Raw genomic sequence first — 14,481 nt, 5'->3', positions numbered from 1 at the left:
GAGCGTTATGGTATAATGTACTCTTCCTGCATGAATTCCCTTAAACGAATTCAGGGGCGCTCATCAGCTTTTCTCGTCCATTGAAGAGACCTTGACTGCAACGCTGAGCTTTTCGGTGGCATTGCCCTTGAAGGTTCCGCGTACAGGGGGAACATCGCCATAGTCACGGCCTGAACCGATTTTAATATAGCGATCATCAACAAAGAGGGTGCTGTGGGTAGGGTCCATGCCGATCCACCCTTTTTCCTTTCCGCAGTATACTTCGCACCATGCGTGGCTTGCTTCATCACGTCCGTCAGGGGTGCTTCCTCCGAAGAGGTAGCCGCTGACGTAGCGCGCGGGAACGCCGAGGTAACGGCAGGTGGCAAGCATGATGTGGGCAAAGTCCTGGCAGACACCCCGCCCGAGGGCCATGACGACCGCACTGGTACTGTGAACGTCGGTTACGCCCGGTTCGTAGATGAATGATTCGTTGATGTGCCGGCAGATTGATTCAGCAAGATGATAGCTGTCTGTATTCGTGGCAAAACAGGTGGTGAAATCGCGTACAGCAGGGTCAAAATGGACATAACGGCTTTCGCCGGAAAAATCCATCAGAAAGATATCTTCATCATCAGCGGCTGAGGTGTTTCCAATACCGGTTTCAACAACGGATGTCGCTACAATTTTTACCCGTTTATGGCTCTGGAGCAGGTTGAAGTGGTTGACGCAGTTACCGTAGAAATCGGTGTATTCGAAAATGGTGGCAGGGGGATCGACCTGAAGCTTGAAGCTTGCACATCGCTGCGGCGCAGCGTGGTTGTTGCTCGGGTGGAGTCTTACCTCTGTTGCTGTTTCATAGATCGGACTATCATATTCAAACAGGGTTGCGTGTTCAACTTTTAAAATCATGCTCTTGGTAATTGAGTCGGGTTATTGCTGCTGCTGCTGTTGCGCCTGGCTCCAGTTGGCGCGTCCGCCAGCCACTCCGGTAAAGGGAAGCGCCTCTTCAACATCCTGCGGTTCGATTTCCGGTGTATGGTATGCAAAATAGGTCAGGTGTACCTGTTCTCCAATTTTTACCAGCCGCTGCTCCAGATCGGCAAGGTAGAGATGCAGTCCTTTCGAGTAGATATCCTCTATGGAGGTGTAACTCAGTTCGGCCTCCATTTTGCCGATAAGCCGGTCGGCATTGTTGACATAGCGGTGCCGCGAGCTGCCCGATATCCGCCAGAGGGCATCTTCAGCCGCGCATACCGAGAAGTTGATGCTGCGGGGGAAGCTGCGGTCAAGAATCAGAAAGCGCAGGATGTTGTCGGGATCGATCTTTGAGAGATAGACCTTTCGAAATGCTTCAAGGGCGCTGCAGCTTTTAAGTACCGCCATCCACTGGATGATATCGACCGAACCGGCTACAATATCGGTTGAATCTTCACTCTCCTCCAGCGAACTGTGCAGTTCCGGCAGCAGCATGTGATATTTGACATCGATCAGGCGGGCAATGTTGTCGGTCCGTTCAAGGTATTTGGCAATCTGGATGAAGTCCCACCCTTCGTTGTGCGAGAAGGTGTTGTCGGTAATGCCCTGAAAGAGATGGGATGAATTTTTGATCTCCTTGTAGAAGCTGTAGGGGTCGTTGTGCACGAACTGCGGCGTGACACTCTGCAGATAGTGGTAGAGGTTGTTGACCTGCTCCCACATTTCGCTTGAAATGCTCTCGATGATGCTGCGCGCATTCTCCCTTGCCAGCCCGATACAGGAGGTGATGGAGTTCGGATTGTTTTTGTTGAACACCAGGTAGTCGGTAACGGTATGGGCGTTATACTCCTTATAGAGATCATTGAAACGCTCCCTGTCGCTGGTGACAAGAATGAGCGCTATCCAGTAGTTCGGATTCTCGGTGTGCGTGATGTTGTTGAGGTCGAGCAGCAGATTGAAATTGACGTCGAGAAACCTTGCGGTATTTTCCGCCCTTTCAAAATAGCGGCTCATCCAGAAGAGCGATTCGGCAACACGGCTTAACATGATTCAGCTATTAATTATTTATTCGTCAACAACCCAGGTATCCTTGCTTCCGCCGCCCTGAGAGGAGTTTACCACCAGCGATCCGCGCTTGAGTGCTACCCTTGTCAGACCGCCGGGGACTATGGTAACCGTTTTACCGTACAATACATAGGGGCGAAGGTCGATATGACATCCGAAGATATCGCTGTCATTAAAAAAGCTCGGATGGCGCGAGAGTGAAATGGTCGGCTGCGCAATGTAGTTGCGCGGATTGGCAACAATCATCTCGGCAAACTTCTCCTGCTCGGCCACAGTTGATTCCGGCCCGATCAGCATGCCGTATCCGCCTGATTCATTGGCCGCCTTCACGACCAGCGTATCGAGGTTTTCGAGAATGTATTTGAGATGGGCCGGTTTGCTCGGCAGCCATGTCGGCACAATCTGCAGTATGGGATCCTCACCGAGATAGTATTTGATGATATCGGGCGTAAAGCTGTAGATCACCTTGTCGTCAGCAACACCGGCGCCGATGGCATTGGCGAGTGCAACATTGCCTTTACGGTAGGCGTTGATGAGACCGGCAACGCCGAGCTTGGAGTCGGGGCGGAAGACCAGCGGATCGAGATAGTCATCGTCCACGCGGCGGTAGATGACATCGACACGCTCAAGACCACGGGTGGTTCTGGTATAGACCTTGTTGTTGTTGACGACCAGATCCTTCCCCTCGGTCAGTTCAACACCCATCTGGCGGGCAAGGAAGCTGTGTTCGAAATATGCGGAGTTGTAGATTCCGGGGGTAAGTACCACCACGTTAGGCTCGTTTCTGCGCACGGGGCTGATCTCCTGCAGGGTGCGAAGCAGCTCCTGCGGGTAGTTTTCGATCGGCCGGATCTTGTATTTTTCAAAGAGTACCGGGAATGCCCGCTTCATCGCCTGCCGGTTCTGCAGCATGTAGGATACGCCGCTCGGGGTGCGCAGGTTGTCTTCAAGTACCAGATAGTTGCCCTCGCCGTCGCGGATAATATCGCTACCGGTGACATGAATGTAGATGCCGAGCGGGGGATTGATGCCGACAAACTCGCGCCGGAAGTGCTTGCTGCCGAGTACCAGTTCCGCCGGAATCACCTTGTCCTTGAGAATTTTCTGGCCGTGATAGATATCATGCAGAAAGGCGTTGAGCGCTGTGATCCGCTGTATCAGCCCCTTTTCAATAGTCTGCCACTCGTTTGCCGGTACCACTCTCGGGATAAGGTCGAAAGGGAAAATCCGTTCTATGCCCTCCTCCACGCCGTAGACGGTGAAGGTAATGCCCTGGTTGCGAAAGAAGATGTTGACTATCTGCCGACGGGCCTTGATGTCATCCAGTGAAAACTGGCCAAAACGGTGAAGCAGTTTGTCATAGTGCTGCCTGGGGATTCCCTCTTTTGAAATCACCTCATCAAAAAACCGGGCGGGATCTGCTTCGTAGCTCTCAAAAAAGCGGGTCATACGGCTCTGTCGTCTTGTTGCTGTCAGTTCCAATTACTAATCGCTATATACTTAAAAAAATTCGGATAATTATGTTTATTGCCTAAAAAAGTTACAAATTTGAAGAAAATTACATTTTTCAGTTCCTTTTGCTCCTGTCATGCAGATTTTACCTGATGGTTGTTCTGCTCCTCTGACCGGTTCGTGTCAGGGCGTTGCCGGAACGGCAGGGGAGAGCGCCTCCATCACGGGTTTCGATAGTAATGGTATTATTCTTAAATTGAATTTCAGGCCGGCTATATATCTGCCCGTCATAACGCATTAAACGAAAAACACGCAATGAAAATACTGGTAACCGGTGCTGCCGGGTTTATAGGTTTTCACGTCTGCAAGCAGCTGCTTGAAAGGGGTGAAGAGGTAACGGGCATTGACAATATGAACGATTACTATGATGTTTCGCTCAAGGAGGCAAGGCTTTCGATGCTGCTTCCCTATGCAGGGTTCCGTTTTGTCAGGATGGATATAGCTGACCGCAGCGCCATGGAAGAGCTTTTCCGGACGGGTGAATTTGAGAAGGTGGTCAACCTTGCCGCACAGGCCGGTGTACGCTACTCCCTGATCAACCCCCACGCCTATATCGAGAGCAACATTGTGGGGTTTACCAATATTCTTGAAGGTTGCCGCCATAACGGGGTGAAACACCTTGTCTACGCATCCTCAAGTTCGGTTTACGGCGCCAACGAGACCATGCCCTTTTCGGTACATGACAATGTCGATCATCCGCTCTCGCTCTATGCGGCCAGCAAAAAGGCCAACGAGCTGATGGCCCACACCTACAGCCATCTCTACAATCTTCCGACAACCGGTCTCCGTTTCTTTACCGTTTACGGCCCATGGGGCAGACCGGATATGGCCCTCTTTCTTTTTACCGACGCCATTGTCAACAACAAGCCCATCAAGGTTTTCAACTTCGGCAAGCATCGCCGCGACTTCACCTTTGTTGATGATATTACGGAAGGGATCATCAGGACGCTCGACCACACTGCCGAGCCCAATCCCGAGTGGTCGGGTCTGAAGCCGGATCCGGGCACCAGCAGGGCCCCCTGGAGGGTTTACAATATCGGCAACAGCAGCCCGGTTGATCTCATGGACTACATCAAGGCGATTGAAGATCAGCTTGGCAGAACCGCCGAAAAGGAGTATCTGCCGCTTCAGCCCGGCGATGTGCCCGACACCTATGCCGATGTCGATCAGTTGATGCAGGATGTCAACTACAAGCCCGAAACGACGGTTCAGGAGGGAATAAAGCGGTTTGTGGCGTGGTACAAAGAGTATTACAAAGTTCAGTTATAACGGGGGAGAGCGCAAGAATCCTCTTCAACTCTTTATAGGAGCTATAGGTCTTATGGGTCCTATAGGTCTTATGGAAGAATAAGAGTGTTGCTCAGTGGTTTGAAAAGCGCAACACTTTCGTAAAAGCCTCTTCAACTCTTTATAGGAGCTATAGGTCTTATGGGTCCTATAGGTCCTATGGAAGAATAAGAGTGCTATACCGGGAGTTAAGGTTAACCTGCCCGGTAGTGGTTCACTCCGGCTTCATGTGGGGGAAGAAGATCACGTCGCGTATAGAGTCCTGGCCGGTAATGAGCATCACCATGCGGTCGATGCCGATTCCGAGGCCTGCGCATGGCGGCATGCCGTACTCAAGGGCGCGAAGGAAGTCCTCATCGACAATCATCGCCTCTTCATCTCCGCGCTGGCGGAGTTTTGCCTGCGATTCAAGCCGTTCACGCTGAACAACCGGATCGTTCAGCTCTGAAAATGAGTTACACACCTCTTTTCCGCCGACAATCAATTCAAAGCGCTCAACAATTCCCGGCTGTGAACGGTGCTCCTTGGCAAGGGGCGACATCTCGGTGGGGTAGTCGGTGATAAAGGTCGGCTGAATCAGCTTTGGTTCAACAAACTCGCCGAATATCTCGTCGATAATCTTGCCGCTGCTGATTTTGGGATCGAGTTCAAGTCCGAGATCCTTGGCGACATTTCGAAGCTCCACCTCTGACTTCCCTCTGATATTCTTTCCGCAGTACTCTTCGATGGCGTCGATAATGCTCAGTCGTTTGAACGGCGGTTTCAGGCTGATTTCGTTGCCGAGAAAGAGCGTGACCTCGCTCTTGTTGACCTCAAGCGCGGTGCGGTAGAAGAGCTCCTCGACAAGCTCCATCATCCAGTTGTAATCCTTGTAGGCTACGTAGAGCTCGACCTGGGTGAACTCGGGGTTGTGGAAGCGGTCGATACCCTCGTTGCGGAAATCCTTGGCAAATTCGAAGACACCGTCAAACCCCCCGACAATGAGCCGTTTGAGATAGAGTTCGTTGGCAATGCGCAGGTAGAGCTCCATGTCGAGAGCATTGTGGTGCGTCGTGAAGGGACGGGCGGCGGCCCCGCCGTATATCGGCTGCAGAATAGGGGTTTCAACTTCAAGCCACCCTTGTGAGGAGAAGAACTGCCGCATGAACGAGACAACGGCACTCCGCTTGATAAAGGTCTGGCGGACTTCGGGGTTGACAATCAGATCAACATAGCGCTGACGGTACCGCTGCTCGCGGTCGCTGAATGCGTCAAAAACCACCTTTTCGCCATCAACCTCCTTCTCCTTCGGAACGGGAATGGGACGCAGCGATTTGCTGAGCAGTTCAAATGATTCGGCATGAACCGAAATCTCTCCGGTTCTCGTTTTGAAGGTATACCCTTTTACGCCGACAATATCACCGATATCAAGCAGTTTGAAGGTGTCGTAGGCTGTGTCACCCACTTCATCCTTTTTCAGGTAGATCTGGATTTTTCCCTTTGAATCCTGGATATGGAAGAACGATGCCTTGCCCATCTTTCTGATGGTCATGATTCTTCCTGCTACGGCAACCGGCTCTTTGGCCTCCTCCCGGAAATTTGCAATAATATCCAGGGAGAAGCTGGTGACATCGAAATGGCAGGGGTAGGGGTTTATTCCGGCGTCAAGAAGGTGCTGCCGCTCTTCAAGCCGGCGCTGCATCTGGTCGTTCAGCGAGAGCTGCGGCGTCTGGTCTGGTGTATGCTGGTTATCCGGATTCTGTGCGTTTTCCTTGCTCATGATTACTTTTGCCTTGAAATTCTGGAGGTGAAAAAATATGGTTGGTACAAAGCACCCCTTTCGTCAGGAGGCTATACGGGTTTTATACCAGACAAATGGAATGGTGCGGATTTTCTGATAGAAAGAGCGATAGGCGCGTTTTGAAAAGACATCGTATCCGTTTTTTTCTATCGCATTTAAAATGTTGCAGTAATTAATGCTGCTGATACCGACGGCAAAGCGGCTACGCTTTTCGAGCATGGGAATCCCTTTTTCAGAAGAGCGATAGTAGCCTCTTGCCCGCTCAATCTGGAACTTTATGAGATTCCGGAAGTTTTCATTATTGGTTTTTTTCATGAACTCCTCCTCTGAATAGTTGAAGCGGCGGAGATCTTCAAGAGGGAGATAGATTCTTCCGCGGTCAACATCTTCACCGACGTCACGCAGGATGTTGGTAAGCTGCATGGCTATACCGAGTTCAATGGCATGCTGCAGCGCCTGTTTGTCGCGGTAACCGAAAATTTCGGAAGTCATGAGCCCGACAACCGAGGCGACCTTGTAGCAGTAGACATAGAGTTCGTCAAAGGTTTCAAAGGGTTTGAACACAATATCCATGGCGACGCCGTCCATCAGGTCGAGCGGGTATTCTATCGGAATCGGGAAACTTTTGAGCGTATCCTGCCAGGCCATCAGGATGGGGTCATTTACACTCTCGCCGGCATAACAGGCTTTAAGTCTTGATTTCCACCCTTCAAGCAGGCGCTGAATCTCCTCTTTGGTAATCTGGCCGTTGGTCAGCTTCTCCTCGGCCATATCCACCAGATCATCGACCGTGCGCAGGAGGGCGTAGATTGCAAATATCGGGTTCTGCTGCCTTTTTGGCAGAAAGAGGGTTGCAAGGTAGAATGTTTTTGCGTGATGCTGTGAAATCTGCCGGCAGTATTGATAAGCGTTTTCAAGCGTTATCCTCTTTTCAGGATCCTTGATGGCAGTTTTTCCATTATAGCTGTAGTTCATCTGACATCCGCGCTTATATTAGCCTGTTCCTGTCATCACCGCTCGTTTACCCGTTTACGGTATGCCGTGAAAGAAAAATGTGTAACTTTTTACGTAACGAGTTTGTTTACAAGAAGAGTTGTCAAGATAAAACAATGGTTGTAATATAGCAACATGCCAGGTTACAGATCGTTTTCATTTAAATAGTTACATAATTTAATCCCCCTATTGAATACTCTCCCTTCTGATAATAAACGGGAAAAGGCTGTTCTTGTCGGTCTCTGTTCCCAGCCTGAAACACCCCGCGCTCTTGTAGAGGAGTATCTTGCTGAACTTGCCTTTCTTGCTGATACGGCCGGTGCCGATGTCATTGAATCGTACATACAGGAGAAAAAAATCCGCGATCCGGCCTACTGCATCGGAAAGGGGAAGGTTGATGAACTGATACCGTTTGTCAAAGAGCATGAGGTCGATCTGGTGATTTTTGATGATGATCTTACACCCGGTCAGGCCAGAAACCTTGAGCGGGCGCTTGAGTGCAAGGTGATTGACCGTACAGGTCTGATCCTGCAGATTTTTGCCATACGTGCCCAGTCTGCCCAGGCCAGGATGCAGGTTGAACTTGCCCAGCTTGAATATATGCTGCCCCGCCTGTCAGGTGCCTGGACCCATCTTTCAAAACAGAAGGGAGGTATCGGCAGCAAGGGGCCGGGTGAGACCCAGATCGAGACCGACCGTCGTCTGGTCCGTAACCGCATCTCCCTTCTGAAAAAAAAGCTTCGCGAGGTTTCGCTGCAGCATAATACCCAGACCAGAGGCCGTCAGACGGTGCCGAGGGTTGCACTTGTCGGCTACACCAATGCCGGCAAGTCCACCCTCATGAATATTCTCTGTCCTGAGGCAGAGGCTTTTGCCGAAAACCGGCTTTTCGCCACGCTTGATACCAAAACCCGCAGGCTGGAGCTGAGTATCAACAAGCTGGTTCTGCTCTCCGATACGGTCGGTTTTATCCGTAAACTGCCGCACCATCTTGTTGAAAGTTTCAAGTCAACGCTTGATGAGGTCCTTCAGGCCGATTTTCTGCTTCATGTGATTGATATCAGTCATCCCGGTTTTGAGGATCAGATGCAGGTGGTACGCGAGACCCTCAAGGAGCTTGGTGTTGATCATGAAAACTTCATTGAGGTGTTCAACAAGATCGATGCGCTTGAAGATCAGGAGCTACTGAAGTCAATACGGGCGAAATATCCTGATGCGGTCTTTATTTCCGCAGCAAGGGGTGTAAACATCCCTGTTCTCAAGGAGATTATCGGAAAGTATGTTGCCCGTGATTACAAAGAGCGGAAAATTCTGACGCATGTCTCCAACTACAAGCTGATCGGTTATCTTTATGAGAATACCGAAGTGATTGAGAAGCGCTATCTTGATGAGGATGTTGAACTGACCTTCAGGGTGCACAAAAACAGGATCAAACATATCGATGCACTTGTCGGTGCATCAGAACCACTCCAATATGACACTACAGATTCATAATACCACCAGAAGGGAGGTTCCCGAGCAGCTGCTCAGCGATGCTGTTCTTCTGGTTCTTGAAACCGAGGAGTTTACCGTTGACTCTGTTGTCGGCGTCTACTGCGGCAATAAAATGATCCAGCGCATCAACCGTGAGTTTCTCGGCCATGACTATCCTACTGATACGGTCACCTTCCGGTACAGCAAGGATCGTGAAGTTGATGGTGAGTTTTATATTTCACTTGATGTTGTGCGGGAAAACGCCGCCAGATTTGATGCCGATTTTCTCCAGGAGCTTCTGCGCGTAACCATTCATTCGGCCCTGCATCTCATCGGCTACGATGATCAGTCGCCGGAAGAGAGGGCAGGCATGCAGGAGAAAGAGGCGTTCTATCTGGCCCGTCTTGCCCAAAACTAACCTGTTAAAAATTCCTGAATCATGAAGAGCAGCAACGATTTTGATTCTTCGCAGCCGAAACCGTCGTTCTGGCGCCGTTTTCTTCTTGTTACCACCATGCTTGTTATGCTGCTGCTTGCCGGCGGGATTGTTGTCGTTCGCTACCTTGGTGAACGGAAGCTGGACGAGCAGAGAGAGCTTGCCGGGAGCCGGTTTGTCGACTTGCAGCGTCAGGATATTGCCCTCTTTGCAGTTCCTCTTGCCTGGTCGGTCAGAAAGGAGCTTATCAAACAGAACTATGAGCAGATTGATGAGTATTTCAATCAGCTTGTAAAAAGAAAAGGGTTCGGCTTGATCATGCTTGTTGATCCCTCCGGTACCGTCAGGGTATCGACAGACCGGAAAATTCAGGGGAGCTCTTTTTATCTTCGCTATCCCGGCTACCGCCTTGATGCTCCGGGAACGGTATCGTATCGTGTCAGGGAAGGAGAGAGTCTCTACCTTGTTCCGGTCATGGGACTGAACGAGAAGATCGGGACCATTGCTTTCCTTTACCGTTACCGGACGTTTTCGCTCCCCTGACCGATGTGATTTGCACGCAACCGGGAACAGGAGTTCTCTCCAGCCGCAATTCCAGCCACCCGTGTTACCGGATATAACCCGGTTTTGCGTAATTCCGCCCTTTGTTTTCCAAAGAGCAGTTTCCGGTCCAAGCCTGAATTATCAGAACAGGAGGGGCGGGTTGTTGCTCACAGAAAAAACCTGTTTTTTTTTGTGGAGTACGGAAATATTCCGGCTAAATTCTTAGATTAAATGTATTTCTCCAAAAAGGAGATAGAGTGAACTTGTGTTCTTTTCAGGCATTAACAATAAAAATAAAATAAAAATGAAAACAGTCAGCCCTTTATTCAAAACCCTGATTATTCCGGCAATGCTTTTGCTTGGAGCCTGCGGCAGTGAAAAAGAAGTTGCAGTTGCACCTCCTCCTCCCCCCCCGCCGGCAGTTGTTCCTGTTCTCGGTGATGTATTTTTTGATTTTGATAAATCAGATATTCGCACCGATGCGGTTGATCAGCTCAAGACCAATGCTCAGTGGTTACAGGCAAATCCCTCCCAAAAAGTGGTTGTTGAAGGCCATTGCGACAACAGGGGTACTGCCGAGTATAACCTTGCGCTTGGCGAACGCCGAGCAGCTGCAGCCAGAGATTTCGTTGTTAATCTTGGCACCGATGCCGCCCGTGTGAAGACGGTCAGCTATGGCGAGGAGAGACCATTTGCACAGGGAAACACCGAAGAGGCCTGGGCTCAGAACAGACGCGCTCACTTCATTGGTGAATAAGAAGTTCCGGGTGTAAACACACTCTTTGGGGCAGGCAGTGAAAATGCCTGCCCTTTTTTTTATCCATCAAACGCCCTTTTCGTTGAATGTTCGATGGTTTGCTCCCGCTTCATGCGCATTTTCACCCCGGAACCGCATGGTTTCTTTTCTGATTTTGTAAGTTCTTCTGATTGCTACTTGCGAATTAATATTCAAGGAGAGTGTACGATGAATGAAGTGAAAAATCAGGACGCAGAGAGAGTTGTAGTGACTGACATCCGCATGCCTTTCTGGTCCATGGTCCTGTTTATGGTGAAGATGGTTTTTGCAAGCATTCCCGCGCTTATTATTTTTTCAGCAGTGATCTCGTTGATCATGACACTCCTGATGACACTTTTCGGTACCATGTGGGGCTTTCACAGCGTGTTTCAGGAGGGACCTTCATTTTAGGTTTCAGCATAGAAGTTTCTTCAAGCATAAAAAACGTTATGGCTCTTACCTTAAGCGAGCGTCACGGATGCGTGATGCAATCGGAAATCCGCAATATGTCGAATGAGTGCCGTCGTGTTGGCGGCATCAATCTTTCGCAGGGAGTCTGTGATACCCCTGTTCCCGATCCGGTTCAGGAGGGTGCACGGGATGCGATCAGGGAGGGGGTAAACACCTATACACACTATGCCGGTCTGTTGACCCTGCGGGAGGCCATTGCTCACAAGCAGAAGAGGTTTACAGGCATAGAGCGTAACCCTGAATCTGAAATTATTGTCAGTGCCGGTGCAACGGGGGCGCTCTATTGTGCGTTTCAGGCGCTGCTTGATCCGGGAGATGAGGTGATTCTGTTTGAACCCTTTTACGGTTATCATGTCAGCACCCTGCAGGCTTCAGAAGCGGTACCGGTCTATCTTCCTCTTCGTCTTCCCGACTGGTCGTTCAGCACTCATGACCTGGAGCATCTGGTGACGCCGCGAACGAAAGGGATCATTGTCAATACGCCCGCCAATCCCTCAGGAAAGGTCTTTACCACTGAAGAGCTTGAGCTGATCGCTCTGTTTGCAGAGCGCTATGATCTGTTTGTCTTTACTGATGAGATCTACGAGCATTTTCTCTATGGCGGCCGTACTCACCACTCATTTGCCGCCCTGCCGGGCATGAAGGAGCGGACCATTACGGTATCGGGAGCATCAAAAACCTTCAGCGTCACCGGCTGGAGAATCGGTTATGCTCTTTGTGATGCGCGCTGGGCACAGGCTATCGGCTACTTCAATGATCTTGTTTATGTTTGCGCACCTGCTCCTCTCCAGATCGGCGTTGCAAAAGGATTGCTTGAGCTTGGTGACCTATTACCGGGCCCTTTCCGTTGCATATGAAGCGAAGCGTGACCTCTTCTGCCGTGCCCTTGCCCGGGCAGGGCTCGCGCCCTCCATTCCCGACGGCGCCTATTATGTGCTTGCCGATGTATCCCGTATACCCGGAAAGAGTGCCAAAGAGCGGGCCATGCACATCCTCCGGAAGAGCGGGGTCGCCAGTGTGCCTGCCAGTGCATTCTATCATGATGGCCGTGGCGAGTCGATGGTTCGCTTCTGTTTTGCCAAAGAGGATGCTGTGCTGGAGGAGGCAGGCCATCGCCTTCAGATCCTGGCCTGAAGTGGAGCTTTGTTCAGAGCGATGGCATCAACCATAAGAAGCGCAGCAGCAGGCACTCTTTTTCCGGCAGATGAAACCCCTCACCCCTCATTGTTGTTACCATTAACTGGCTCTCGGGAGTAGTTAACCAAACAGAAGAGGGAGTAGTAATGAATATTGTTGAAAGGGTATCCGTAGCCTGTCCTTACTGCGGGGAGCTTATGGAGCTTCAGGTTGATTGCTCGGAAGGGGATCAGGAGTTTCAGGAGGATTGCCCGGTTTGCTGCAAACCGGTCACCGTTTCGGTGGCATTTTCAGATAAGGGAATTTCATCGGTGGAGGCCAGACCGGAAGAGTAGGCGGCTGAACGCAACTCCTGCGGATTCCGGATCGGATGATGGTGGGGGATTGTTCCTAAAAAAAAGCTGAAACCGAAGCTGTAAGCCGAATTCTGTGGATTATCCGGAGTCCGGATAAAACTGCAGCCATTTATCTGATGCGGCTTACCCGAAAACTCTCCTTTCGGAATTGAACGGGCCGCTCTCTTTCCCCGGAGGGAAAAGTTTTCCTATTTAGCCTTGCTTCGGGGAGGTTTGCCAAGCGCAGTGCATTACTGCACTGCCTGGTGGTCTCTTACACCGCCGTTTCACCCTTACTCCGGCCGTCCGGAGCGGTCTGTTTTCTGTTGCACTCTCTGTGATAACCGGCTTGCGCCGTTATCCCCGGGCTTGAGCCTTTCGGCTCTCGACCGGCACCCTGCCCTGTGAAGTTCGGACTTTCCTCTGTGAAGCGTGATGCTCCACAGCGACTGCACACTTGCGGTTTCAGCAATTAAAACAACGATAATGGAACGGTGATCGTTCCGGCACCGGAGTGCCACTCTTCTCTCTACAACTCGGCTTCTTCAAAAAGGCGCTCATGGACCACAATCCGTCCGCATGACTCGCAAAGATAGAATCCACCCTGCACAATCATGGTGTGACGGTTGGTCGGAACCCTGGTATTACATCCTGAACAGGCATTTCTGTTCAGCCTGACGACAGCATTCTGCAGGGTGCCGCTTCTGAGATGGTCATATTTATCAAGCAGGCGTCTGGCCTCTTTGGTAATAAGTGCGCGCTGAGCAGCAACCTTTTTCTTCAGGGAGTCAACATCCTCGGCAGTTTCAATAACAATTCCCTCCAGCTCCTCTCTTTTCTGTTCGAGCTGTCGGGTAAGATCTTCAAGCTGCTGCTGGAGGATATCGTCCGGCATCATCTCTTCTGAAATCTCGTCATAGCGGTTCTCGGTGATAAGCTGACGGCCTTTCTGCTGAATCTCCTGTGCACGCTGTTCTGCATGAGCAATGTCCTGAAGCTGGATTTCCGCCTGGGCTATCTCCTTCTCTTCATATTCAATCTGCTTGGAAAGAGCATCATACTCCTTATTATTGCGGGCGAGCGTCTGCTTCTCCTTGAAGGATCTGATTTTGTCCTTGCACTCGTTGATGGTTTCATGGAGTTTCTGACGCAGTTTCAGGTGATCATCGGCAACTTTTTTACGTGACTCGATCTGGCGATTGGTAAAGGCCAGGTCTTCATCAAGCGCGGTGATCTCCTCCGGGAGACCTTTCTGAAGGCTGACGATGCTTTCTATCTGGTTGTCAAGATGCTGAAGCCTGACAAGAAGGTTTATTTTGGTATGATCCACTACGGCTGATGGTTTGGATTGTTAAATCATAAAAAAAGCACCTTTCCCGGGAAAAGGTGCGCACCCTGTTGTGTCTGTAAGAAAGCCTGTCTGATCGTTGTCGATCGCTGAAAGTGTGTTGTGTGAAATCAATTGCATATCGCGGTAGATTTTTTTGTGCCCGAAAGGAGACTCGAACTCCTACACCTTGCGGCGCGCGTCCCTGAAACGCGTGCGTCTACCAATTCCGCCATTCGGGCAATGCGTTATGCTTCAACCGGAGCAAAAAACAGACTCTTTTCTGTCTTACGTTGACGAATAGAGAGCGTTACTTGATCTCCCTGTGCAGGGTATGACGCTGCAGGTTGGGATTGTACTTCTTCAAGATAAGACGATCAGTCGTATTTT

The 14,481-nt window shown here is 50.5% G+C and carries 14 protein-coding genes, 1 tRNA gene, 1 other RNA gene and 1 pseudogene; 8 read left to right on the top strand and 9 right to left on the bottom strand.

Translation table 11 applies throughout. From position 1 onward, the window contains the following. Positions 1-63: 63 nt before the first annotated feature. Genes CFERDRAFT_RS10050 through CFERDRAFT_RS10040 form a run of 3 tightly spaced genes read right to left on the bottom strand, consistent with a single transcriptional unit; the run spans position 64 to position 3,471 of the window. Positions 64-891 (bottom strand): transglutaminase family protein, encoded by an 828-nt coding sequence (locus CFERDRAFT_RS10050; protein WP_006367131.1) that lies wholly within the window; start codon positions 889-891, stop codon positions 64-66. Between the two features lie 21 nt (positions 892-912). After that, positions 913-2,004: an alpha-E domain-containing protein gene (locus tag CFERDRAFT_RS10045; protein ID WP_006367129.1), complete on the bottom strand. Its 1,092-nt coding sequence runs from the start codon at positions 2,002-2,004 to the stop codon at positions 913-915. 18 nt (positions 2,005-2,022) lie between these two features. Then, on the bottom strand, positions 2,023-3,471 hold the full coding sequence (locus CFERDRAFT_RS10040; RefSeq protein WP_006367128.1) for a circularly permuted type 2 ATP-grasp protein: 1,449 nt from the start codon (positions 3,469-3,471) through the stop codon (positions 2,023-2,025). 318 nt (positions 3,472-3,789) lie between these two features. Here CFERDRAFT_RS10040 and CFERDRAFT_RS10035 point away from each other — a divergent pair, with 318 nt between their 5' ends. Then, complete coding sequence (locus CFERDRAFT_RS10035) at positions 3,790-4,803, top strand: NAD-dependent epimerase (RefSeq protein WP_006367127.1); 1,014 nt, start codon at positions 3,790-3,792, stop codon at positions 4,801-4,803. 232 nt (positions 4,804-5,035) lie between these two features. Here CFERDRAFT_RS10035 and lysS read toward each other — a convergent pair whose 3' ends face one another. Both lysS and CFERDRAFT_RS10025 read right to left on the bottom strand, forming a co-directional pair. After that, on the bottom strand, positions 5,036-6,580 hold the full coding sequence (lysS, locus tag CFERDRAFT_RS10030) for a lysine--tRNA ligase (protein ID WP_006367126.1): 1,545 nt from the start codon (positions 6,578-6,580) through the stop codon (positions 5,036-5,038). A gap of 63 nt (positions 6,581-6,643) precedes the next feature. After that, positions 6,644-7,576, bottom strand: a complete 933-nt coding sequence (locus CFERDRAFT_RS10025; protein WP_006367125.1) for a phytoene/squalene synthase family protein — start codon at positions 7,574-7,576, stop codon at positions 6,644-6,646. Between the two features lie 207 nt (positions 7,577-7,783). Here CFERDRAFT_RS10025 and hflX point away from each other — a divergent pair, with 207 nt between their 5' ends. From hflX to CFERDRAFT_RS09990, 7 genes and pseudogenes are all read left to right on the top strand, one after another. Further along, on the top strand, positions 7,784-9,088 hold the full coding sequence (hflX, locus tag CFERDRAFT_RS10020) for a GTPase HflX (RefSeq protein ID WP_006367124.1): 1,305 nt from the start codon (positions 7,784-7,786) through the stop codon (positions 9,086-9,088). Next, positions 9,069-9,485, top strand: a complete 417-nt coding sequence (gene ybeY, locus CFERDRAFT_RS10015) for an rRNA maturation RNase YbeY (RefSeq protein ID WP_040433706.1) — start codon at positions 9,069-9,071, stop codon at positions 9,483-9,485. Before hflX ends, ybeY begins: the two co-directional genes overlap by 20 nt. Before the next feature lie 21 nt (positions 9,486-9,506). Further along, on the top strand, positions 9,507-10,046 hold the full coding sequence (locus CFERDRAFT_RS10010; protein ID WP_006367122.1) for a hypothetical protein: 540 nt from the start codon (positions 9,507-9,509) through the stop codon (positions 10,044-10,046). A gap of 304 nt (positions 10,047-10,350) precedes the next feature. Then, positions 10,351-10,803: a peptidoglycan-associated lipoprotein Pal gene (gene pal / locus CFERDRAFT_RS10005; RefSeq protein ID WP_006367121.1), complete on the top strand. Its 453-nt coding sequence runs from the start codon at positions 10,351-10,353 to the stop codon at positions 10,801-10,803. Between the two features lie 207 nt (positions 10,804-11,010). After that, complete coding sequence (locus tag CFERDRAFT_RS10000; protein ID WP_040433704.1) at positions 11,011-11,232, top strand: hypothetical protein; 222 nt, start codon at positions 11,011-11,013, stop codon at positions 11,230-11,232. A 38-nt stretch (positions 11,233-11,270) separates the two neighbouring features. Beyond that, positions 11,271-12,426 (top strand): annotated as a pseudogene (locus tag CFERDRAFT_RS09995) (pyridoxal phosphate-dependent aminotransferase). Between the two features lie 149 nt (positions 12,427-12,575). Further along, positions 12,576-12,764 carry a CPXCG motif-containing cysteine-rich protein gene (locus tag CFERDRAFT_RS09990; protein WP_006367143.1) on the top strand — a complete coding sequence of 63 codons (189 nt, stop codon included), beginning with the start codon at positions 12,576-12,578 and terminating at the stop codon, positions 12,762-12,764. Between the two features lie 65 nt (positions 12,765-12,829). Here CFERDRAFT_RS09990 and rnpB read toward each other — a convergent pair. From rnpB to rpmG, 4 genes are all read right to left on the bottom strand, one after another. After that, positions 12,830-13,230, bottom strand: an RNA gene (rnpB, locus tag CFERDRAFT_RS11770) — RNase P RNA component class A. 63 nt (positions 13,231-13,293) lie between these two features. Beyond that, positions 13,294-14,094: a zinc ribbon domain-containing protein gene (locus CFERDRAFT_RS09985; RefSeq protein WP_006367119.1), complete on the bottom strand. Its 801-nt coding sequence runs from the start codon at positions 14,092-14,094 to the stop codon at positions 13,294-13,296. 157 nt (positions 14,095-14,251) lie between these two features. Continuing rightward, positions 14,252-14,333, bottom strand: a tRNA-Leu gene (locus CFERDRAFT_RS09980). Between the two features lie 68 nt (positions 14,334-14,401). Continuing rightward, a partial coding sequence (rpmG, locus tag CFERDRAFT_RS09975) for a 50S ribosomal protein L33 (RefSeq protein ID WP_040433702.1) occupies positions 14,402-14,481 on the bottom strand: 80 nt, incomplete at its 5' end.

This window comes from Chlorobium ferrooxidans DSM 13031, assembly GCF_000168715.1.
Taxonomy (GTDB): Bacteria; Bacteroidota; Chlorobiia; order Chlorobiales; family Chlorobiaceae; genus Chlorobium; species Chlorobium ferrooxidans.
The sequence above is the reverse complement of the archived record's forward strand: the minus strand, read 5'-3'. Positions and strand labels throughout refer to the sequence as shown.

Coding starts and splice junctions, on each gene's coding strand:
- CFERDRAFT_RS10010 (WP_006367122.1), top strand. CDS start 9,507: ATGAAGAGCAGCAACGATTTTGATTCTTCGCAGCCGAAACCGTCGTTC.
- lysS (WP_006367126.1), bottom strand. CDS start 6,580: ATGAGCAAGGAAAACGCACAGAATCCGGATAACCAGCATACACCAGAC.
- CFERDRAFT_RS09990 (WP_006367143.1), top strand. CDS start 12,576: ATGAATATTGTTGAAAGGGTATCCGTAGCCTGTCCTTACTGCGGGGAG.
- ybeY (WP_040433706.1), top strand. CDS start 9,069: ATGACACTACAGATTCATAATACCACCAGAAGGGAGGTTCCCGAGCAG.
- CFERDRAFT_RS10000 (WP_040433704.1), top strand. CDS start 11,011: ATGAATGAAGTGAAAAATCAGGACGCAGAGAGAGTTGTAGTGACTGAC.
- pal (WP_006367121.1), top strand. CDS start 10,351: ATGAAAACAGTCAGCCCTTTATTCAAAACCCTGATTATTCCGGCAATG.
- CFERDRAFT_RS10045 (WP_006367129.1), bottom strand. CDS start 2,004: ATGTTAAGCCGTGTTGCCGAATCGCTCTTCTGGATGAGCCGCTATTTT.
- CFERDRAFT_RS10025 (WP_006367125.1), bottom strand. CDS start 7,576: ATGAACTACAGCTATAATGGAAAAACTGCCATCAAGGATCCTGAAAAG.
- CFERDRAFT_RS10050 (WP_006367131.1), bottom strand. CDS start 891: ATGATTTTAAAAGTTGAACACGCAACCCTGTTTGAATATGATAGTCCG.
- CFERDRAFT_RS10035 (WP_006367127.1), top strand. CDS start 3,790: ATGAAAATACTGGTAACCGGTGCTGCCGGGTTTATAGGTTTTCACGTC.
- CFERDRAFT_RS10040 (WP_006367128.1), bottom strand. CDS start 3,471: ATGACCCGCTTTTTTGAGAGCTACGAAGCAGATCCCGCCCGGTTTTTT.